Origin of the sequence: Enterobacteriaceae endosymbiont of Donacia tomentosa (assembly GCF_012571135.1) — a bacterium.
Lineage (GTDB): Bacteria > Pseudomonadota > Gammaproteobacteria > Enterobacterales > Enterobacteriaceae.
The window spans coordinates 78,538-101,572 of sequence record NZ_CP046216.1; the positions used below are offsets into that span (position 1 = coordinate 78,538).

The following is a 23,035-nucleotide window of genomic DNA, read 5'->3' on the forward strand; positions in this document are numbered from 1 at the left end:
AAGTATATTCATATTATTTTAATATAAATTAATTAATTAAATTAATTAATTTTAAATAATTATTAATAATAATATGCTTTCCCTGGATAATTAACATACCATCTTTTTTAAATTTACTTAAAACTCTACTAATTGTTTCGACTGTTAGACCTAAATAATTTCCGATATCACTTCTATTCATAGATAAATTAAATTCTTTTTTAGATAATCCTCTTATTCTAAATTTTCTTGATAAATCATATATAAATGTGGCTATTTTTTTTTCTGCATTTCTTCTAGATAAAAGTAATATAAAATTATAATATATTTTTATTTCTTGACTCATTAAATTAATAATTTTTTTACCTATAGTAGGTATTTCTATCATTATATTATTAAATATTTTTAATGATATTTCACATAACATTGAAGTTTCTAGTGCTTGACTAAAGCTATGATACATACCATTATTATTTATACTATCTAATCCTATTAAATCACTTGTTAGGTGAAATTTAATTATTTGTTCATCTCCTTGTTTAGTAAAATTATAACTTTTTATTGTTCCTGATTGAACAGTATATAAAAAATTCATTTTATCTTTAGCTCTAAAAAGTATATCTCCTTTTTGTACTAATTTTCTTCTTGTGATTATTTTATTAAAATTTTTTAATTCAAATTTATTAAATTTATAAGAAATACATAATTTATATGTAGAACAATTTTGACAATTAATAATATAATATTTTGAATAAATCTTTTTCATATTATATTTTTTTTTCAAAATCATATTTTTTCTCTGAAATATAAAAAAATAAATCAAATAATTCTGTATTTAAAATATAATTAATTCATTTAATTTAAATTTTAAATTTTTATTTAAGTTCAAAATTAGAACTATATAAAAATTTTAAAAATTTATTGCTAATTTTATTAATTAAGAAAATTTTTATGGTCTTTTTATGGAAGCTGTAACATATCTTTTTACTATATTTTCTCCTGTATCTTTATTGTTACTTTCTTTTAAAGATGAACTAATTAATTTATGATTGTAGCTATTTATTACACTATTTTGTATTTTTTTATTTTTTTTAAAAAATTTACTTGATAATATATAATTTTTATATATATTTTTTTTTTTTGTTAAAAATTTATTATTTTTTATTATATAATCATTCTTACTCGAAGAATTGGAAATAATTATGTAATTATTTAATGTTATATTTTTTTTGTTGCTGAAATTCATTTCGTCAAATATTATTTTATTTATTTTAAAAAAATTCTTAAATCTATTAAATTCTATATTTTTTTCTATCGGTGTTTTTGTAATATTATATGTCATATTGATCTTCTTATCATTACTTTGAAAATTCTTTTTCTGAATATAATAATTATTATATAATTTTATATAATTGTGACGTAATAATTTTTTTAATTTAAAATAATTAGATTTATTTTTATTATTAGTTTTAATATCAAATATTAATTTATTTTTCATTTTTGTTATTTTTGGTTTACTTTTTATTAAATTTGAGTTAATTACTAATTTTGTTTTTCTTGTGTATAAAGAGGATATATCATTAAACTGTTTAAAATTATGCAAGTTATTTATATTTTTACTTGAATAACTAAAATTAGTTTTTTTGTTAAAATTATTTTTTTTATTAAAGAAATAAAATTTATTAAAAATATTTAAAATAATTTTTTTACTAAAAGATATTTTTTTTTCATAGTTTTCTTTTAGGTTTCTAAAAAAAATTTTATTAAAAAAATATTTTTTTTGAAAAAACGAAAAAAAAGCATTCATACGAACATTATCAAAAATAATGTTTAAAAAAATATCAATTATTTTTAATATATTTTTTTTAAAAAAATATAAAAAATTTAAAATTTTATTTTTACCAATAAAAAAATAATCTTTCTCATTTATGATTTTATCTTTATTATTAATATTATTATCTAATTTATTATTTTTAAATATTGAATAATGTTTTAATAACTGATAAATATCATTATATTCATAATAATAAGTGTTTAGTTTTGATTTATATATTTTTTTAATAAAAAAATGAATATCTTTTTTTTCTTCACCGTATTTAATACGTAATATTAAATAATTAGGTATGTTAAGTTGATTATTAGGAATAATAAATATTTTTATTTTTTTATTTTTAATATTATTTATTATTTTTTTTTTTTTATTCAATAAATAAGCCGCTATTTTTATAGGTACTATTACATAAATTTTTTTTGTATTTTCTTTAAAAGATTTTTCTTCTATTAATCTTAGAATAGATAAAAATAATGATTTACTATTTCTTATTATTCCATTACCTATACATTTAGGACAAATATGATAATTAGATTTTCTTAAAGATGAACTCATTCTCTGGCGAGACATTTCTAATAATCCAAACTTAGAAATATGACTCATTTGAATTTTAGCTTTATCTTCTCGTACTTTATAAAATAATCTTTTTTCTACAGATTTTTTATTTTGTGTCAATGACATATCAATAAAATCAATAACAATTAGTCCTCCTAAATTACGTAGTCTTAATTGTCTAGCAATTTCATCTGCAGCTTCTAAATTAATATTAACAGCAGTTTCTTCTATATCTAATCCATTAGTAGCTTTAGATGAATTTACATCAATAGATGTAAGAGCTTCTGTAGTATCAATAACAATTGACCCTCCAGAAGAAAGTCTTACTTCTCTTTGAAATATAGTTTCTATTTGAGATTCTATTTGATAATAACTAAATAAAGGAATCATATTCGTGTATAATTTAATTTTATGCTTGAGGTCAGATCGACCCAACATATTAATATATTTTTTAGCTAATTTAAATGTTTTAAGATCATCAATTAAAATTTCATTTATATCTTTACATAAATGATCCCTTAAAGATCTGATGATAATATCACCTTCTTGATGAATTAAAAATGGAGAAGATTTATTTGCAGATATTTTTTTTATTATTTCCCAATGTTTTAATCTTGATTGTAAATCTAATTTTAATGTTTCTATACTCTTACCTAAACCAGCAGTACGTATTATTAATCCCATATTATTGGGTAAATCTAAAGACAATAATATCTTTTTTAATTTATTCCTTTCTTCTCCATCAATTCTTTTTGATATTCCTAAGGAATTAGGATTATTAGGCATCAAAACTAAATAACTACCAGCTAAAGTAATAAATGTAGTTAATGCTGCACCTTTATTACCACGTTCTTCTTTATTAATTTGAACAATTAATTCTTGTCCTATAAATAGACAATTTTTAAAATTAAAATTCGTGTTATTATTATAGTTAGCGGGTAAATAATTTTTAGAAATTTCTTTAATTGGTAAAAAACCATGTTTGTCAACACCATAATCGACAAAAACTGCTTCTAAACTAGGTTCAATATGACTAATTTTCCCTTTATATATATTAGATTTTTTTTGTTTATATTTAGAATTTTCTATATCTAAATTATATAATTTTTGTCCCTTTACTAAAGCGACACGCAACTCTTTATTTTGAGTAGCGTTTATTAACATTTTTTTCATAACAACTTTACTCATAGTTTTTTTTATAAATTAATTGTTGTAATATAATTATATTAAGTGCTAAAATAGTATAATAAAAATTTGTGTTTAATATTTTATGAATAAAACTTTAAATAACAACTAATTATTTTAGAATAAAAAATATATTTAAATTATGATCTATAATAAAATAGATATCGATCTATTAATTTTGTAAAAACACCTTCTAGGATAATTCTAGCATAAAATTTTATATTAAAATAATCATTTTATATTAAAAATTATTTTGAAAAGTAGTATTTAATAAGTATATGAAATATACTTATTAAATATCAACTATACAATGGTTATGCTTCTTTATGTATAAAATAATAAATTCTAAATTTTTAATTGTACCTTCTGATATAGAAAAACAGAGAATAGATAATTTTCTAATAAATAAATTTAAAAATATTCCAAAAAGTATGATTTATAGAGTTTTAAGACAAGGAAAAATAAAAGTCAATAAACATAAAGTATCACCTAATTATAAAATTACATCTCAAGATATATTAAAATTGCCATATTTTTATAGTAATCAGAATATTAAAAAAAAGTATTTTCCGAAATTACAAAAAATAAATTTTTTAAAAAAAACTATAATTTTTGAAGATAAATACATATTAGCTATAAATAAACCTTATGGTTTAGCTGTCCATGGAGGCAGTGGTATTAATTACGGAATTATTGAAAATTTTCGTTTTTTATATAAAAAAAATTTTTTTTTAGAACTTGTTCATAGAATTGATAAAGAAACATCGGGTGTTTTACTTATGGCAAAAAAGAGATCAGCATTAAAAATATTACAAGAACAATTACGCAAACAAGATATTATTAAAGAATATATAGCTTTAGTCAAAGGTAATTATTTTAAAAAAAAATATACTTTAATTAAAGGTTTTTTATTAAAAAATTTTTTAAATAAAAAAATTAAAGTTCAACCCAGCACCCATGAAGGAAAATACTCAGAAACAAAATTTAGAGTAATCAAAAATTATGAGGAAGTAATGTTAGTAAAAATAAAACCTTTAACAGGAAGAACACATCAAATTAGAGTACATATGTCACATATTGGTTGCCCTATAATTAATGATCAACGTTATGGAAGTAAGATCTTTAATACAAAATTTAAAAAAAAAAATAAATTAAATAGACTATTTTTACATGCTAAAAATATACAATTTATACATCCTATAACAAAAAAAAATATAAATATAACCGCTCCTTTAGATTCAGAATTGTCTAATTGTTTATTACAATTAAACTATAATAAATAATATTGCGTATATTATTAAATTTAATTATAATTAAATATAATTATTATATTGATAATTTTAAATTTTAATATATAAAAAAAGGTGTTAATATGGCTGTACAAAAACATAAAAAATCTAGATCTAAAAGAGGGATGAGGCGTTCTCATGACAAAATTTTTGTAAATCAGATTTTATTGCTTAATAAAAAAACTGGTAAAAAATATTTATATCATCATATTAGTGATGATGGATATTATAAAGGTAAAAAAATTTTAGACAAATGACAGTATATATGTTAGGTATTGTTTTGTTATAAATTTTAAATTTTTTGATGGAATGGGTTTTTGTAAAAAACTAAAGTAGAGTTCATAAGCATTAATTTTTTAAAATCTTAATTCTTAGAAATATGAAAAAATTTGCTGCTATTTTTCCAGGACAAGGGGCACAATTTGTCGGAATGTTATCATCATTATCTGCAAAATATAAAATAATAGAAGAAACTTTTAGTTATGCTTCTGAAGTTCTTGGATATGATTTATGGTCTTTAACGCAAAAAGGTCCTATAGAAAAATTAAATAAAACTCATTATACACAACCTGCTGTTTTGACAGCATCTGTTGCTATATATAATTTATGGTTACAAGAAAAAAACATAAAACCTAATATAGTCGTTGGATATAGTTTGGGTGAATATACGGCAATGGTTTGTAGTAATATTATTAGTTTTCATGATGCTATTAAATTAGTAAAATTTAGAGGTCAATTAATGAATAAAATTACTAGTTATATGTATGATAATCATTTAGATGGATATTATATGTATTCTATAATAGGATTAAAAAAAAAGTAGTAAGAGATGTTTGCAAAAAAATATCACAATATAATAATATTGTTGCAATTTCGAATTATAATTCGTGTAAAAATATTACAGTTAGTGGTAATAAATCAGCTTTAAATAAAGCCATAAAAATATTTAAGTCTTTAGGAGGATATATTATTCCAATATGCATTAATATTCCGGCACATTGTTTATTAATGAAACCTATCAAGAATGAATTTAAATTTTTTTTAAATAAAATTACTATAAATAAACCTAAAATTACTTTTATAAATAACGTAGATATTAAATGTGAAATATCTCCAAGAAAAATAAAAAACGCTCTAGTTAAACAATTATATTATCCAATAAATTGGTTAAAATGTATTAAATTTATAGAAAAAAAAAATATATTTAATATTATAGAATTTTCTCCTAAAAATATACTTACTAAAATTTCTAAACAAATTGTGAATACAATCAATATAATTTCAATATATGATCAACAAACATTTCTTTTAGCTTTAAAAAAAATATAAAATCTAACAAGATTATAATATTATATGAAAAAAAACATTAATTTTAAAGGAAAAATAGCTTTAGTTACTGGTGCAAATAGAGGCATAGGATATAATATTGCAAATACGCTAGCATATTATGGTGCGTATGTTATCGGAACATCTACTAATCATAATGGAGTAAAAATTATAAATAATTATTTAAAAAATAATGGGATGGGAATAATACTTAATTTTAAAGATAACTCAATAGTAATTACAAACTTAATTAAAAAAATTATAAGACAATTTCATAGTATAGATATTTTAATAAATAATGCTGGTATTATATATGACAAACTTATAATAAATATGAAAGATGAACAATGGGATGATCTTTTAAAAATTAATTTAACTTCTATTTTCAGAATTTCTAGAGAAGTCATACGTTATATGTTAAAAAAATCTTTTGGACGTATTATTACTATTGGTTCTGTAGTAGGAATAACAGGTAATATAGGACAAGCAAATTATGCTGCTTCAAAAGCAGGAATAATAGGCTTTAGTAAATCTTTGGCTAAAGAAGTAGCATCTAAAGGTATTACTGTAAATATTATATCTCCTGGATATATTAAAACAAATATGACATTTAATATAAAAAAAAAACAACAAAATTACATTTTATCTCAAATTCCTTTTAAGCGTTTTGGTGAACCTCAAGAAATAGCTGATGCCGTAATTTTTTTAGCTTCTGAAAAAGCATCTTATATAACAGGAGAAACATTAAATGTTAATGGTGGTTTATATATGTCATAATTATTAATTATTAAAAAATTATGTAAATGATGAAATTATCTTAACTAATAAGTTTTATAGGAAATATAACAGTATGGGTAGTTCTATTAATCAACGTATTAAAAAAATTATTATTAATCAATTAGGAGTTAAAAAAGAAGATGTTATCAATAAAGCTTCTTTTACTAAAGATTTAGGAGCAGATTCTCTTGATACTGTTGAACTAATAATGGCTTTAGAAGAAGAATTTGATACTGAAATTTCAGATGAAGAAGCTGAAAAAATTACTACTGTTCAAGAAGCTATTAATTGTATTAAAAAACATCGACACTAGAAAATATAATAAAAAATTTTTAGAATGAAGTGTAATTTTAATTACTACTTCATTCCTATGAAAGAATACTAAATATTTATTAATATTCACAAACATAAAAGGAGAAAAATGTTAAAAAGAAGAGTAGTTATTACTGGTTTGGGTATGATTACTCCAATTGGGAACACAATTAAATCTAATTGGTTGAATATTATAAATGGTAAAAGTGGAATTGAATTAATTAAAGATTTTGATACTAGTAAATATACAACTAAATTTGCTGGTATAATAAAAAATTTTGATTATGTAAATAATAATATAAATAAAAAAAAAAATAATGTTGATTTATTTATTCAGTATGGAATAACAGCTTGTAGAGAAGCTATAAAAGATTCACAATTAATATTTAATAAAATCGATATCAATAGATTTGGAGTGTCTGTCGGTTCTGGTTTAGGAGGAATTAATTTTATGGAAAAAAATTCTTTAATATTAAAAAAAAAAGGGCCAAAAAAAATTACACCTTTTTTCATCCCATCTACCATCATAAATATGATAACAGGTAATATTACAATAGAATATGGATTAAAAGGACCTAGTTTATCTATTAATACAGCTTGTAGTTCAGGTATACATAATATTGGTATAGCTTATCAAATTATATCTAATAATGATGCTGATATAATGATAGCAGGAGCATCAGAAAAAGCTGTGACTCCTTTAGGCTTAAGTGGTTTTTGTTCAATGAGGGCTTTATCTAAAAGAAATTATGAACCCCAAAAAGCAAGTAGACCTTGGGATAAGGATAGAGATGGATTTGTTATAAGTGATGGTGCTGGTATTTTAATTTTAGAAGAATATAATCATGCAAAAAAAAGAAATGCCAATATTTACGCAGAAATTATCGGTTTTGGTATGAGTAGTGATGCTTATCATATTACATCACCACCTAAAAATGGAGAGGGAGCACAATTATCTATGTTAAATGCTCTAAAGAATGCAAATATAAATCCAGAAAAAATAAAATATATAAATGCACATAGTACGTCTACTATTTTAGGTGATAGAGCTGAAGTATATGCTATTAAATCTATTTTTAAAAATAACTATTCAAATATATTTGTAAGTTCTACTAAGTCAATGACAGGACATTTATTAGGTGCAGCAGGAGCTATTGAATCGATTTATTGTATATTATCTTTAAAAGAGCAAATAGTACCTCCAACTATTAATTTAGAGTGTCCTGATAAAGATTTAGATTTAGATTTTGTTCCTAATTTTGCTCGTGATATACATAATTTAAAATATGTATTATGTAATTCATTTGCTTTTGGGGGAGCAAATGCGTCATTGATTTTTAAAAAAATATAATTTATAAAAATAATCATATATTATATATATATAATTACTTTATTTAAAATTTTCACATAGTGAAATGATAAAAATAAAACAAGTTATTTCTACATTTTTTTTTATCTTATTTATCCTAATAATAGGAAGTTATTTTACAATATATAGAACATTATATTCACTTATTATAATTAATGATTCATTTTTATATGAAATTGTATATGGAAGTAATGTTTATAATGTATTAAATGATTTACAGAAAAAAAAAATTATCAAAAATAATTTTTGGATATATTTTTTATTAAAGATTCATCCAAAATTAAAAGATTTTAAGGCGAATGTTTATTGTTTAAAAAAAAATATGAATATTATAGATATGTTATTATTATTTAATAAAGGTAGAGAATATCAATTCTCTATTAAATTTATTCAGGGTACTTCGTTAAGATTTTGGTTACAAAAAATTAATAATGCTAAATATATAAAACATACAAGTAAATTAAAAAATTTAGAAAAATTAAAAAAGAAATTAAATATTAAAAATAATTATCCTTTAGAAGGATGGTTTTATCCTGATACATATTTTTATAATTCACATATAACAGATATTCAATTATTAAAAAAAATTTATTTACGAATGAAAAATATAGTGGATGTTTTATGGAATAATAGAAACAAAAATTTACCATATACAAATAGATATCAAATGGTAATAATTGCTTCTATTATTGAGAAAGAAACATCAAATCCACTTGAAAAAAAAAAGATTGCTTCAGTATTATTAAATCGATTATCTAAAAGAATGAAATTACAAGTAGATTCTACTATAATATATGGGATAAAATATAAACTTAATTATAAATTATTATATAAAAATTTAAAAAAGAAAAATAAATATAATACATATATTATCTATGGTTTACCACCAAGTGCTATCACAACACCAAGTATTACCTCTTTAAAAGCAGCAGCACAACCTATTAAGAGTAATTATGTATATTTTGTTGCCGATCATAATGGCAACCATATTTTTAATACAAATTTTTTAGATCATAAACTTACTATACAAATATTAAATATATTAACAAAAAAATGAAAAACACTAAATTTATTGTTGTCGAAGGGATAGATGGTGCTGGTAAAACCACAATTTGTAAATATATCATGAGTTTATTCTACTATTTTAGTATAGAAAATGTTATTTTTATTCATGAACCAGGTAGTACTCCGGTAGCAGAAAAAATAAGAAAATTAATTAAATTTTCTAAAGAAGAAATCTTTTCTAAAGAAACAGAATTATTATTAATATATGCTGCAAGATTACAATTATTAGATAATATAATACGTCCTAAAATAAATACTCATTGGATTCTATCAGATAGATATGATTTATCTTCTCAAGCCTATCAAATAGGAGGTAGAGGCATAAATAAAAAAAATATATTATTTTTACAAAATTTTATTAAAAATAATATAAAACCGAATATAACTATTTATTTAGATATAAATCCAGTAATTAGTTTACAAAGAATAAAAACACGACAAAAAGACAGAATTGAAAAAGAATCAATAAAATTTTTTTCTAAAGTAAGAAATTATTATTTAAAAATAGCAAAAAAAGATAAAACTATTAAAATAGTTGATGCTAATCAAAATTTACAAACTGTAAAAATACTAGTTAAAAAAATTATTACAAACTTTATAAAATTTTCTAGAATATAAACAATGATAAAGTCAGCGATATTTTCTTGGTACCCTTGGTTAAATTTTTTTTATAAAAAAATAATATATCAATTTTTAAATAAAAAAAGCTATCATGCTTTTATTTTTTGTTCAATAAACGGTATTGGAACAATATCTTTAGTTTATGCTTTAGTTAAATGGATTTTTTGCACTAATAAAAAAGATATATATAGTTGTAACAAATGTAGTAATTGTTTACTGATAGAAACAAAAAACCACCCAGATTTATATATTATAAAAAATAATAAAATTAATATTAATATTAGTGTAGAAGTAATTAGAAATATAATTAATACTATTTATAAATATTCTTATAAAGATATTGGAAAAGTAATTTGGCTTCCATATGCTCAACAATTAAATATGTTTTCTAGTAATGCTATTCTAAAGGTTTTAGAAGAACCATCTCAAAAAACTTGGTTTTTTTTACAATGCAATAATATTAATGATTTATTACCCACTATAACTAGTAGGTGTCAAATTTGGTATATATATCCTCCTAATGAGGATATTGGTATTTTCTGGATAAAACAACAATCTAATAACATAATAAACAAAAAAATTATACAAACAGCATTACGTATATTTAATAATTCTCCTATTTATGCATATAAAATATTAAATAATCCAATATGGGAAAATAGAAAAATTTTATATAAAATTTTATTATCATCATTAAAAAATGATATTATGGACCTAATGTTGATATTAAATAATAAAGATATTTTATTATATTTAAATTGGGTATATCTAATTTTATTAGATATAACAAAATTTCATTTAAAGATAAATAAAAAATATTTTTATAATATAGATCAATTATATTTTATAAACAAAATTTCTGATTTAATTATATTAGATAATATAATATTAATTATAAAAAAAATATTATACTATCGTAGTCTTTTAATAGATATTAATCTAATTAATCGTGAATTAGTATTAATCAAATTTTTATTATCGATAGAAAAAATACTAAAATGTAAATAATATTTATTATTTGCAAATAATAATTTTAATTGGGATTAAATAATGTTTAACAATGTATTTGCCAATATGCAAAAAATCGGTAAGTCTTTAATGCTACCAGTATCAGTTTTACCTATTGCTGGTATACTACTAGGAGTAGGTTCAGCTCATTTTTATTGGGTACCTTGGGTCATTTCTGATATTATGCAAAAAACAGGTAGTTCCGTATTTGCTAACATGCCTTTAATTTTTTCAATTGGGATAGCTTTAGGTTTTACTAATAATAATGGTGTTTCTGCACTAGCGTCTGTTGTATCTTATGGTATTTTAACTAAAACTATTGAAGTAGTAATCCCACTACTGTTACATAGTGATAGTATATCATCATCTAATGATATAATTCAAAAACATCTTACAGATACAGGCGTTTTAGGTGGAATTATTGCGGGATCTATTGCTGCTTATATGTTTAATCGTTTTCATAAAATTCAATTAGTAGAATATCTCGGTTTTTTTTCTGGTAAACGTTTTGTACCTATTATTTCTGGATTAACATCAATTTTTATTGGATTATTATTATCTTTAGTATGGTTACCCTTAGGTAAACTTATACAATATTTTTCTTATTGGGCCGCTTATCAAAATCCAGTATTAGCTTTTGGTCTTTATGGATTCATAGAAAGAGCTTTATTACCTTTTGGGTTACATCATATATGGAATGTTCCTTTTCAAATGGAAATCGGTTCATTTATGAATGAAGTCACTAAACAAGTATATCATGGTGATATTGCAAGATATATAGCAGGTGATCCATCTGCTGGTAAATTATCTGGAGGATTTTTATTTAAAATGTATGGTTTACCCGCAGCAGCAATTGCTATATGGCATTCTACAAAAAAAGAAAATAAAAATAAAATTGGTAGTTTAATGTTATCAGGAGCACTAACTTCTTTTTTTACAGGAATAACAGAACCAATAGAATTTTCTTTTATGTATGTAGCACCAATATTATATGTAATTCATATGATCCTGTCAGGATTAGCATTTCCTATTTGTATTATTTTAGGGATGAGAAATGGTACTAGTTTTTCGCATGGTTTAATTGATTTTATCATTTTAAGTGGTAATGGTAGTAAAATATGGTTATTTCCTGTAATAGGAACTATATATTCTATTTTATATTATAGTATATTTAGACTTTTAATTACTAAGTTAAATTTAAAAACTCCTGGACGTGAACCTATACAAAATAATATGAAAAATCATAATTTAATACAAAATTATGGTAAAAAGTTAGTAAATGCTTTTGGAGGAAAAAATAATATTATTAATTTAGATGCATGTATTACTCGATTACGTATAAGTGTTGTAGACGTTAAAAAAGTTAATAAAGAAAAATTAAAAATTTTAGGAGCTTCTGCTGTTATTATATTAGGGAATGGTGTGCAAGCAGTTTTTGGTACAAAATCAGATCTTTTAAAAACAGAAATGGATGATTTTATAAACAAAAATTATAATAGTAAATAATTTTTATTATTAATTGAATTAATTTAAATATAATAATTATGAATAATAAACAAAATATTTTTCAACAAATAGTTTCTAAAAAAATTAATACTAAAATTCTTTATGAAGATGAATTAGTAACAGTTTTTAATGATATAAAACCTAAAAGCCCAATACATGTTTTAATTATACCCAACATTACAATATATACTCTAAATGAAGTAAATAAAAGCCATGAATTAATTTTAGGAAGAATGTTATTGGTAGCTTCAAAAATAGCTAAAAAAAAAAACATAGATAAAGATGGTTATCGGGTTGTAATTAATTGTAATAAAAATGGATGTCAAGAAATATTTTATTTACATATGCATTTATTAGGAGGAAGGAAGGGAACGAAAAATTTTTTTTAAAAACTATTAAAAATTGTAGATATTATAGAAAATATTAATTTTCTATTTAAAAAAAAATACAAAAAAACCAAACTATTAAGAAATAAGATTTTGAATATTCAAAATTTATATTCATAATTTTATATTTTAAACTGTTTATTCATTTTATGATAAACAGTTTAAAAATATTTAATTTTTATTTATTATTTTTTAAAAATATGTATTATTAAATCTAAAATTTTGTGAGAATAACCTGTTTCATTATCATACCAAGAAATTAATTTAAAAAAATTATTATTAATAGCTATACTTGCTTTTTTATCAAATACAGATGTTAATATTTCGCCATTAAAATCACTTGATACAACATCATCTTTCGTATAACCTATAACATTTTTCATATCGTTATTCGAGGCAAATTTAATAGTTTGATAAATTTCTGATAAAGTAGTTCTTTTAAAAACTTTTACTGTAAAATCAACTACAGAAACATTAGCTATAGGAACACGTAATGATATACCGGTTAATTTACCATCTAATTCTGGTAAAACTATCCCAACTGCTTTTGCTGCACCAGTACTTGATGGAATAATATTTTGATAAGCTCCTCTTCCTCCTCTCCAATCCTTACTTGAAGGACTATCAACAGTTTTTTGCGTAGAAGTTACAGCATGAATAGTTGTCATAAGACCGTTTTCAATTATATAATTATCATGAATCACTTTAGCTAAAGGAGCTAAACAATTAGTTGTACATGAAGCATTAGATATAATATTCTCACCATTATATTTATTAAAATTTACTCCTTCTACATACATTGGTATAGAAGAATCTTTAGGAGGTGCTGTAATAATTACTTTTTTAGCTCCCGCTATAATGTGTTTTTTACACAATTCCTTTGTTAAAAATAAACCTGTTGATTCTACAACAGCATCAATATTTAAATTACCCCATTTTAATTTACTAGGATCTGATTCAGAAAAAATATGAATAATATTTTTATTAACAATTAAACAATTATTTTTAACTTCAATATTTCCATCAAACATCCCATGTGTTGAATCATATTTCAACATATAAGCGATATAGCTTATTTCTAATAAATCATTAATTGCTATAATTTTAATTTTAGTATTTTTTTGGGCAGCTCGAAAAAAAATACGACCTATTCTACCAAATCCATTAATAGCTACTTTTATAGACATAAAACTTACCTTTAATGTTGATTAAAAATATTAATTTTATTAATCAAATAATACTTACAAAGTTTATATAAAATTTAAATAACATATAGAATATATATTTCTTACGTCAGTTAAGCTTTTATTATTAAATAATAATAAGTTTTTATCAAACATAATATTTATGTAATTATTAATAACATCAAAAGCAATATTATTGTTTGTTTGAAAAATATAATCTAATAAAGAAGGAATTTTATTATTATCTATCCAATTTAATGATATATTCTTATTTCCTATTAATTCAGATATTTTTGTAATAGCAAAATCAAAATCACCTAAAGTATCAACTAAACCATATTTTACAGCATCTTTACCAATAAAAATCATTCCATTAGCTAATTTTTTTACTTCTTCTATAGTTTTATTTCTTCTTTCAGCAATTAAATTAATAAAGTAAGTATATCCATTTAGAATATTTAATTTAATAATTTTTTGATCTATACATGATAATTTTTTAAAAATAGACAAATTAAATCTATCTGATATATTAACTCCATCATTATTAATTCCAATTGCATTTAAAGTATTATTAAAGGTATTTATAATACTAAAAATTCCAATAGAACCTGTAATTGTATCTGGGTCACTAATTATATAATCACCAGCAGTAGAAATTAAATATGCTCCTGATGCAGCAGTTGCTCCCATTAATACAACAATGGGTTTGTGAATTTTTCTTAATGATGAAAGTTCATCATAAATATTTTGAGATGCGATTAAACTACCTCCTGGACTATTAATTCTTAATATCAATCCTTTAATTTTAGGATTTAAATAAACTTGATGTATTTGTTGACTAATTAAGTTACTTCCCAAGTTACCATATTTTATAATCCCATTTATTGTTATTACTGCAATATTTCCATTTTTTGAATAATGATTAATTTTATTTTGATTTATATATTCATATATACTTATATGATTATAAGTTTTTTTATTATTATCCCATCCAAAAATTTTTATCATTTTCTGTTCAAAATCAATTTTATTTAATAATTGATCTATTAATTTATTTTTTAGTGCAAATAATGCTAAATCACCATGGTTTTCTTTTAAAGAAATTAAAAAACTTTGATCTGCAAGAAAAAGTTTTTCTTTTGTTAAATTTCGATTGTATGCAATTACGTTAATATAATCATCCCATAAATTTTTAATAAATTTTTTAAAGAAAATTTTGTTTTTAATAGACATACTATTTCGTAAAAAAGGTTCAACAGCTGATTTATATTCGCCTATCCTAAATATATTGGATTCAATTTTTAATTTTTTTAGTATATTTTTATAATAGAAATTATTAATTTCTATACCATGTAATTGAATAGCACCATAAGGTGATAAAAAGATTTCATTAGCAAAACTAGCTAAATAATATTGATTTTGATTGTATAAATCTCCAATAGCATATATTTGTTTCCCAGATTTTTTAAAGTCATCTAAATATTTACCTAAAAAATGTAATGCTGATATATCATTAATAATTAAATTATCTAATTTTAATATAATACCTGTAATTTTTTTATCTTTTTTAGCTTTATATATAGAATGAATAATATAAAATAAGGAGTTATTTTTTTTTTTATATATATATTTATTAAGTAAATTATATAATAAATTATTATTGTAATCAGTAATATCATTAGATATGGTTCCATCAATGTTAATTTCTAATGCTTGTTTTTTATCCTTATTAAGTTTAATAATATTTTTATTATGATTCATATTATATAAATAAAAACAGCATATAGATATAAAAAAAATAAAAATAATATTTATTATAAAAATTCTAGTAAAATTAATAATTGACCATAAATAGCAACAAAAAATCTTTATTAAATTCCATAATTTAGTCATTTTTCACCTAATTTTTCTTATTATAAAAACTAATTAAAAATTCTAAATTCTACCCAAATAGGTGCATGATCTGAAGAACATTTCATACTACGAATAAAATAGTCTATATCAGAATCAACATAATATCTTATTAATGATTTACTTATTAAAATATTATCAATTCTTAATCCTTGGTTTATTTGATATCCTTTAGATCTATAATCGAACCAAGAAAATTTATTATTTGTTTTAGGATGCATTATTCTCCAAATATCGAATAACCCCCAATTAAGTAATTGGTGGACATAAAATCTTTCTTCTGGTAAAAAAGAACACTTACCTATTTGTAACCATTTTATCCGATTTTTTTCACCAATACCAATATCTAAATTGGATATAGTAACATTAATATCTCCCATTATTATAATATGATCTGTTGGTTTTAAATAATTTTTAATATACTTGTATAAAGTATTAAAAAAATTAATTTTGTATTGAAATTTAACTAAATTATTACGATTTTCTCCCTGTGGGAAATAGCAATTTATAATTTTGATATTACCAATAGAACTGTCCAAATCCATAATTATAATTCTTTTTTGAGTAGTATCATTATTTTTTAAAAATCCTTTTTGAATATTAATAATTTTAAACCGACTAAAAAAAGCTACTCCATAATATTTTTTTTGTCCATAAAAAAGAATATCATATCCTAGTACAGATAATTGTTCTATAGGAAAATCTATATCACAAACTCTTGTTTCTTGTAATCCAATAATATCAGGATTATGTATTTTTATTATTAATTTTAATTGATGAATATGAGCTCTTATGCCATTAATATTAAAAGAAATAATTTTCATAAAATTTTTTTAAAGAAATTATTTAAAATATAATATATTAATTATATTTTATAAAAACAAATATATTTTTTTCAAAAAAAATTTTATTAAATAAGATTAATTTATCTTAATAAGATAATCTTTTTTATTTTTTAAGTAAAAATAATCTTTTAAAAATAAAATTTTTATTAATTATTTAATTTTAAAATTAATATATAAATGATATTATTCTACATTAAAAAATTATATTAATTTTAATAAAAATATTTTAGTATATAGTAATTTTTTGAAAAAAAATTTTTTTTGTATTGAATTATAACAGTTTAAAAAAAAAGTTACTACTTTAATAAAGTTGAATTAATTTATTTTATTTAGGATAAACTTAATATTAAAAATAAATTTTAAAGTTTTAAATATGAGTTATAATTATTTAACTATTACAAAAAATTATGTTTAATTTTTATTAAATTAATTAGTAAATAGATATTTTTAAGTGAAAAAATTTATAAATAATATCTTTTAACATTTTTAAATTAGAAAAGATTTGTTTTTTTACATTATTTATATTTTTATAATTTACTAAATCTTTTAATTAATAAAAGATATGTATTTTTTTATATTTTTCCAAATATATAAATTTATAATATTTATTATATAAAATAAAGCCAGAAGTCTTTATTATTATTGGATTAATTTGTTAATTATTTGAATATTTTTTATATATGAACATATATTATATTTTTAAATTGAATTAATTTTAGTATCATTTAAAATTTAAATAATAAAAAAGCAAATTTACTATTAATTTTAATAATTAAAAATAAAAATCATAATTTCTATATATTTAAATTTTTATTTTTTAAAAAAATAATATATAAAAATAACTTTTAACTAACCTGTTAGTAGTGTAGCTTTTTTAAATTTTATTAAAATTTTTTTTAATTTATAAAATAAGACCTCAATATTGTCTTGATATTTTTGAATAATATCAATCAAAAAAGAACCAACTATTACTCCACAAGAACCTCCTTTAATAGATTTTTTTATTTGTTTAGTATTACAAATGCCAAATCCTTGTATAGGAATTAAATTATGTTTTTTTAAATTATTAAATAAATAATTTATATTTATTGTAGTATTTAAATTTTGATCATATCCAGTAATACCAGATCTTGACATAACATATATATATGCACACTGGAAAAGTGATATTTTTTTATAAAAATTTTTATCCACATTAGGTGGACAAATAAGTATTGGAGATATTTTATTTTTTTGAGTTAATCGATAAAATGGATTAAATTCTTCTATAGGAAGATCTATTATTAAAACAGAATTAATTCCTGCTCTATAACATTCAATATAAAAATTTTTTATACCATAAGATATTATAATATTTGCATATGTTAAAATTCCTATAGGAATTTTTTTGTATTTATTTCTAATATTTTTAATTATTTGAAAACATTTAATAATATTAATACCTATTTTTAAAGTTTGTAAATTAGCTTTTTGTATAATGTTCCCATCTGCAAAAGGATCTGAAAAAGGTATACCTAATTCTAATGCATCTGCACCACTTTTAATATAAAGTTCAATTATTTTTATAAATATTTTTATGGATGGGTAACCAACAGTAAGAAATGGGATAAAAGCAGCTGCTTTATTATTATTCAATTTTTGAAACATATTATCATAATATTTATTCATATATATTTAAATTTTTCCTATCGTATTTATTAATCGTATTAATATCTTTATCCCCTCTTCCGGATAAATTAACTATAAGTATTTGTTTTTTTTTTGGATTATTTTTAATTATTTTTAAAGCATAAGCTAATGCATGTGATGATTCTAGAGCAGGTATAATACCTTCTTTTAAACATAATAATTTAAAAGCTTCAACAGCTTCATCATCCGTTATTGTGACATAATTTGCTCTTTTTATTTTTTTTAAATATGTATGTTGAGGCCCAACTGCTGGGAAATCTAAACCAGCAGAAATAGAATACGAATTAGAAATTTGATAATCTTTTGTTTGCATAATAGCAGTTTTCATTCCAAAATATATTCCAGTTTTTCCATATTTTAAAGCAGATCCATGTTTCCCTGTATTAATGCCTAACCCACCAGGTTCAACTCCAACTAATTTAACTGATATATCTTTTTTAATAAAATCAGAAAATAATCCTATAGCATTTGATCCTCCTCCTATACAAGCAATTAGCATATCTGGCAATCGATCTTCCAATAACATAATTTGCTCTTTTACTTCTTTTCCTATTATACTTTGTAATGTACAAACTATAGTTGGATAAGGATGAGGTCCAGCTGCTGTTCCTATTATATAATGAGAATTTTGATAATTACTAGACCAATAACGAATAGCTTCATTACAAGCATCTTTTAGTGTTCCTTTATTACTATGAATTTCAACTATTTCGCTCCCCATTAATTTCATTCTCAAAACATTAGATTTTTGTCGATTAATATCTTTAATACCCATAAATATTTTACATTTTAATCCTAATAATGCAGCTACTATTGATACAGCAACACCATGTTGTCCTGCTCCTGTTTCTGCTATAATCTCCTTTTTCCCCATTTTTGTTGCTAATAATCCTTGTCCTAATGCTTGATTTATTTTATGAGCTCCACTATGTATTAAATCTTCTCTTTTTAAATATAAAATTGTGTTTGTATTTTTAGTTAAATTTTTACAAATAGTTAAAGGTGATGGACGTCCTACATAATTTTTTAATAGATAACTTAATTTTTTTTGAAAAAAAATATCATTTTGAGATAATACAAATATTTTTTCTAATTCTAATAAAGTAGGAATTAATATTTGAGGTACAAACATACCACCAAAATCTCCAAAATAACTAGGTAATAAGGTTTTCATTATATATTAATTCCTTATCATTCTATAATTACGTAATTTTTGAAAAATATCTTTTATTTTTTTAAGATCTTTTGTACCAAGAGTATTTTCAATACCTGAATTAAAATCTAAACCATAACAATTTAAGTTTATTGCTTTAATACAATTTTCTATATTTAAACCTCCAGCTAATAAAATATTATTTGTTTTTTTTTTCTTCAAAAGTTTCCAATTAAAAGATAGCCCTTTACCTGGTAAATAATTATCATAAACATATAAATCTATATTATAAAAATTAATTTTAGGAATATGGTTACTAATTTTTATAACTTTCCAAATTTTGGTTTTTTTAGATAATTTTTTTCTTAAAATATTTATGAAATTTTGATCTTCATCTCCATGTAATTGTACTGCATATAATGATAATGATTTCGATATTTTTATAATTTCTGCTATTGTACTATTATAGAATACTCCGACATAAAATAATGTTTTTACGTATGAAGTTATTTTTAAGGCATTAGCTAATGTGATAAATCTAATAGATTTAGTAGTAAAAATAAGTCCCCCAAAAAAACCACCATATTTACTTGTTACCTCAGCTTCTTTAACATTTTTTAAACCACATATTTTATTTTTTCCGAAAATTAAACTTTTTACTTTAGCTAAAATATTTTGTTGAGATGTAATGGCAGAGCCAATTAAAAAACCATGTACAAATTTACTTAAATCACGTATTTGTTTATTATTATGTATTCCTGATGCACTAATTAAAATTATATCCTTAGGAAGGATCTGTTTTTTTAATATATTAAAAGTATGATTTACGTTTACTGAAAAATCTTTTAAATTTCTATTATTAATGCTAATTATTTTTGCATTTAAATTAATAGCTCTTTTTAACTCATTTTTATTATTTACTTCAGTTAATACACCCATATTTAATCTATGAGCTATATTTGATAGTATATTATATTCATAATCATTTATTATTGATAATATTAATAATATTGCATCAGCACCATAATATCTTGCAAAATATATTTGATAAGGATCTATAATAAAATCTTTACATAAAATTGGTTGTAGTACTAATTTTTTGATTTTCTGAATAAAATTAAAATTACCTTGGAAAAATTTTTCATCTGTAATAACTGAAATTGCAGATGCGTAATTTTTATAAACATTAACTATTTTAATAATATTAAAATTTTTACAAATTATTCCTTGTGCTGGAGATGCCTTTTTACATTCTAAAATAAATACATTATAATTTTTTTTTAAAGATTTATAAAAATTTAATTTAGTTTTTTTTACACTGTTTTTTATTTTTTCGAGTGAAATAAATTTTTTTTGTTCTTGTATCCAAGTTATTTTATTAGTAATTATTGTATTTAAAATATTTTTGTTAGCATACATAATTATTTTTTATATATCCTTTCCGAATTAAATTAATAATGTAATTGTAACTTATACCACTATTTATTATATCGATTACTATTTTGGTATTTTCTATTAAATTATTTTGGCCATGTAATTTTAGTAAAAAAGCAACATTAGCAGCGACAGTATGTATATAACTAATATTTTGACATTGTCCTTTTAATAATTGTACTAAAGATTTAGTATTATTATTAATAGATTGCCCTTCTAAATCTTTTACATTAATATATTTTAATCCAAAATGTTTTGGTTTTAATTTATAATTAAATATCTGATTATTTTTTAATTCAAAAACATGAGTGATATCATGTAGTGATATTTCATCCATCCCTTTACAATAAACAACTGCAGCTCTTTTATATTTTAGTAATTTTAAAATGTTAATAATAATACTTAATAAATTTTTTTTAAATACACCAATTAAAATAATTTTTGGTTTAGCTGGATTTATTAAAGGCCCTATTATATTTAATATAGTTCTTGTTTTTAACTCTTTTCTAATAGGCATAAGTTGTTTAAAACATTTATAATAATTTGGTGCAAATAAAAAACAAAGATTAAATTTATCTAGTATCTGTTTAGAAGTTACTGCTGGTTGATTTAGATTAAAACCTAATAATTCTAAAATATTAGCTGATCCTGATAATCCTGATATATAATAATTAGTATGTTTAACAATTTTAATTCCACAAGCAGCTGCAATAAAAGCACTACTAGTAGAAATATTTAAAGTATTTAGTTTATCCCCCCCTGTGCCTACAATATCTGTAGTTATATAATAAGATTTAGGAAAATTTCTTATTTGAGAAGCTTTAATTGCATTTATTAATCCAATAATTTCTTCCATACTTTCACCTTTAACTTTTAAAGCAATTAAAGCAGCTATAATTTGACTATTATTTAATTTTTTATTGAAAATAGCAGAAAATAAATAATTACTTTCACTTTTAGAAATACAACAAGAATCATATAATTTATTTAAAATAATATTAATCATATTTAATTACTTCCTATTAACATTCTAACTACAAGCCCATTTTATGGTTTGTTCTAATAAAATATTACCATTAGGAGTAAGAATTGATTCAGGATGAAATTGAAAACCACATATTTTATATTTATTATAACGAAATCCCATAACCATATTTTTAAATTTAGCATTTATAGTAAATATATTAGGTATATTATTAACCATTAAGGAATGATATCTAGCAACATACATAGGATTATTTATTCTAGCAAACATATATTTATTATCATGTATAATTGGTGAAGATTTACCATGTAAAATTTTTCCTACTTTTACAATATGTCCACCATAAATTTTGACTATAGCTTGATATCCTAAACATATTCCAATAATAGGTATTTTACCTATTAAAACCCTTAGTAAATCTAACATAAAACCTGCATTTTTAGGATATCCTGGTCCTGGAGACAATAATAAAAGAGGATCTTTCATTTTTATTAACTCATTAAGTAAAAAATTTATTGATAAATTATTACGATAAATCATTACTTTATGTCCTAAAAATCGCAGTTGATCTACTAAATTATAAATAAAAGAATCAAAATTATCTAAAATAAATATGTCTGACATA

The 23,035-nt window shown here is 20.9% G+C and carries 22 protein-coding genes; 12 read left to right on the forward strand and 10 right to left on the reverse strand.

Features of this window, described 5'->3' with window-relative positions; translation table 11 throughout:
• Positions 1 to 28: 28 nt before the first annotated feature.
• Positions 29 to 769, reverse strand: a complete 741-nt coding sequence (gene fnr, locus GJT88_RS00395; RefSeq protein ID WP_246213261.1) for a fumarate/nitrate reduction transcriptional regulator Fnr — start codon at positions 767 to 769, stop codon at positions 29 to 31.
• 159 nt (positions 770 to 928) lie between these two features.
• Positions 929 to 3,538 (reverse strand): Rne/Rng family ribonuclease, encoded by a 2,610-nt coding sequence (locus tag GJT88_RS00400; RefSeq protein WP_168894989.1) that lies wholly within the window; start codon positions 3,536 to 3,538, stop codon positions 929 to 931.
• Positions 3,539 to 3,876: 338 nt separating this feature from the next.
• Between GJT88_RS00400 and GJT88_RS00405 the strand changes: the two genes are divergently transcribed.
• From GJT88_RS00405 to GJT88_RS00460, 12 genes are all read left to right on the forward strand, one after another.
• Positions 3,877 to 4,833 carry an RluA family pseudouridine synthase gene (locus GJT88_RS00405; protein WP_168894990.1) on the forward strand — a complete coding sequence of 319 codons (957 nt, stop codon included), beginning with the start codon at positions 3,877 to 3,879 and terminating at the stop codon, positions 4,831 to 4,833.
• Between the two features lie 89 nt (positions 4,834 to 4,922).
• Complete coding sequence (rpmF, locus tag GJT88_RS00410; protein WP_168894991.1) at positions 4,923 to 5,096, forward strand: 50S ribosomal protein L32; 174 nt, start codon at positions 4,923 to 4,925, stop codon at positions 5,094 to 5,096.
• Positions 5,097 to 5,218: 122 nt separating this feature from the next.
• Positions 5,219 to 5,662 carry an ACP S-malonyltransferase gene (locus tag GJT88_RS00415; RefSeq protein WP_168894992.1) on the forward strand — a complete coding sequence of 148 codons (444 nt, stop codon included), beginning with the start codon at positions 5,219 to 5,221 and terminating at the stop codon, positions 5,660 to 5,662.
• 185 nt (positions 5,663 to 5,847) lie between these two features.
• A complete protein-coding gene (locus tag GJT88_RS00420) occupies positions 5,848 to 6,168 on the forward strand; it encodes an ACP S-malonyltransferase (RefSeq protein WP_168894993.1) in 321 nt (106 codons plus the stop codon).
• A gap of 36 nt (positions 6,169 to 6,204) precedes the next feature.
• The gene (fabG, locus tag GJT88_RS00425) at positions 6,205 to 6,942 is read left to right on the forward strand and encodes a 3-oxoacyl-[acyl-carrier-protein] reductase (RefSeq protein ID WP_168895323.1); all 738 of its coding nucleotides are present in this window, start codon (positions 6,205 to 6,207) and stop codon (positions 6,940 to 6,942) included.
• Positions 6,943 to 7,015: 73 nt separating this feature from the next.
• Complete coding sequence (gene acpP / locus GJT88_RS00430; RefSeq protein WP_168894994.1) at positions 7,016 to 7,255, forward strand: acyl carrier protein; 240 nt, start codon at positions 7,016 to 7,018, stop codon at positions 7,253 to 7,255.
• Between the two features lie 108 nt (positions 7,256 to 7,363).
• On the forward strand, positions 7,364 to 8,605 hold the full coding sequence (gene fabF / locus GJT88_RS00435) for a beta-ketoacyl-ACP synthase II (protein ID WP_168894995.1): 1,242 nt from the start codon (positions 7,364 to 7,366) through the stop codon (positions 8,603 to 8,605).
• A 64-nt stretch (positions 8,606 to 8,669) separates the two neighbouring features.
• The gene (gene mltG, locus GJT88_RS00440; protein ID WP_168894996.1) at positions 8,670 to 9,680 is read left to right on the forward strand and encodes an endolytic transglycosylase MltG; all 1,011 of its coding nucleotides are present in this window, start codon (positions 8,670 to 8,672) and stop codon (positions 9,678 to 9,680) included.
• Positions 9,677 to 10,306, forward strand: a complete 630-nt coding sequence (gene tmk / locus GJT88_RS00445) for a dTMP kinase (protein ID WP_168894997.1) — start codon at positions 9,677 to 9,679, stop codon at positions 10,304 to 10,306. The genes mltG and tmk overlap by 4 nt, the downstream gene beginning before the upstream one ends.
• Positions 10,307 to 10,309: 3 nt before the next feature.
• Positions 10,310 to 11,317, forward strand: coding sequence for a DNA polymerase III subunit delta' C-terminal domain-containing protein (locus GJT88_RS00450; protein ID WP_168894998.1), 1,008 nt, complete (start codon positions 10,310 to 10,312; stop codon positions 11,315 to 11,317).
• A gap of 42 nt (positions 11,318 to 11,359) precedes the next feature.
• Positions 11,360 to 12,823, forward strand: coding sequence for a PTS glucose transporter subunit IIBC (ptsG, locus tag GJT88_RS00455; protein WP_168894999.1), 1,464 nt, complete (start codon positions 11,360 to 11,362; stop codon positions 12,821 to 12,823).
• Positions 12,824 to 12,861: 38 nt separating this feature from the next.
• On the forward strand, positions 12,862 to 13,212 hold the full coding sequence (locus GJT88_RS00460; protein WP_168895000.1) for a histidine triad nucleotide-binding protein: 351 nt from the start codon (positions 12,862 to 12,864) through the stop codon (positions 13,210 to 13,212).
• Between the two features lie 182 nt (positions 13,213 to 13,394).
• Here the strand turns inward: GJT88_RS00460 and gap are convergent, their stop codons facing one another.
• The 8 genes from gap to GJT88_RS00500 all read right to left on the reverse strand — a co-directional run bounded on the left by gap (position 13,395) and on the right by GJT88_RS00500 (position 23,034).
• On the reverse strand, positions 13,395 to 14,396 hold the full coding sequence (gap, locus tag GJT88_RS00465; protein WP_168895001.1) for a type I glyceraldehyde-3-phosphate dehydrogenase: 1,002 nt from the start codon (positions 14,394 to 14,396) through the stop codon (positions 13,395 to 13,397).
• A gap of 63 nt (positions 14,397 to 14,459) precedes the next feature.
• A complete protein-coding gene (sppA, locus tag GJT88_RS00470; protein WP_168895002.1) occupies positions 14,460 to 16,286 on the reverse strand; it encodes a signal peptide peptidase SppA in 1,827 nt (608 codons plus the stop codon).
• Between the two features lie 29 nt (positions 16,287 to 16,315).
• Entirely contained in the window at positions 16,316 to 17,128 is an 813-nt protein-coding gene (xthA, locus tag GJT88_RS00475) for an exodeoxyribonuclease III (protein ID WP_168895003.1), read from the reverse strand.
• 870 nt (positions 17,129 to 17,998) lie between these two features.
• Positions 17,999 to 18,817 (reverse strand): tryptophan synthase subunit alpha, encoded by an 819-nt coding sequence (gene trpA, locus GJT88_RS00480; RefSeq protein WP_168895004.1) that lies wholly within the window; start codon positions 18,815 to 18,817, stop codon positions 17,999 to 18,001.
• Positions 18,810 to 20,012: a tryptophan synthase subunit beta gene (gene trpB / locus GJT88_RS00485; RefSeq protein ID WP_168895005.1), complete on the reverse strand. Its 1,203-nt coding sequence runs from the start codon at positions 20,010 to 20,012 to the stop codon at positions 18,810 to 18,812. The genes trpA and trpB overlap by 8 nt, the downstream gene beginning before the upstream one ends.
• Positions 20,013 to 20,018: 6 nt before the next feature.
• Positions 20,019 to 21,410, reverse strand: coding sequence for a bifunctional indole-3-glycerol-phosphate synthase TrpC/phosphoribosylanthranilate isomerase TrpF (gene trpCF / locus GJT88_RS00490; RefSeq protein ID WP_168895006.1), 1,392 nt, complete (start codon positions 21,408 to 21,410; stop codon positions 20,019 to 20,021).
• Positions 21,400 to 22,431, reverse strand: coding sequence for an anthranilate phosphoribosyltransferase (trpD, locus tag GJT88_RS00495; protein WP_168895007.1), 1,032 nt, complete (start codon positions 22,429 to 22,431; stop codon positions 21,400 to 21,402). Before trpD ends, trpCF begins: the two co-directional genes overlap by 11 nt.
• Before the next feature lie 24 nt (positions 22,432 to 22,455).
• A complete protein-coding gene (locus GJT88_RS00500; RefSeq protein ID WP_168895008.1) occupies positions 22,456 to 23,034 on the reverse strand; it encodes a glutamine amidotransferase-related protein in 579 nt (192 codons plus the stop codon).
• Between the last annotated feature and the right edge of the window lies 1 nt (position 23,035).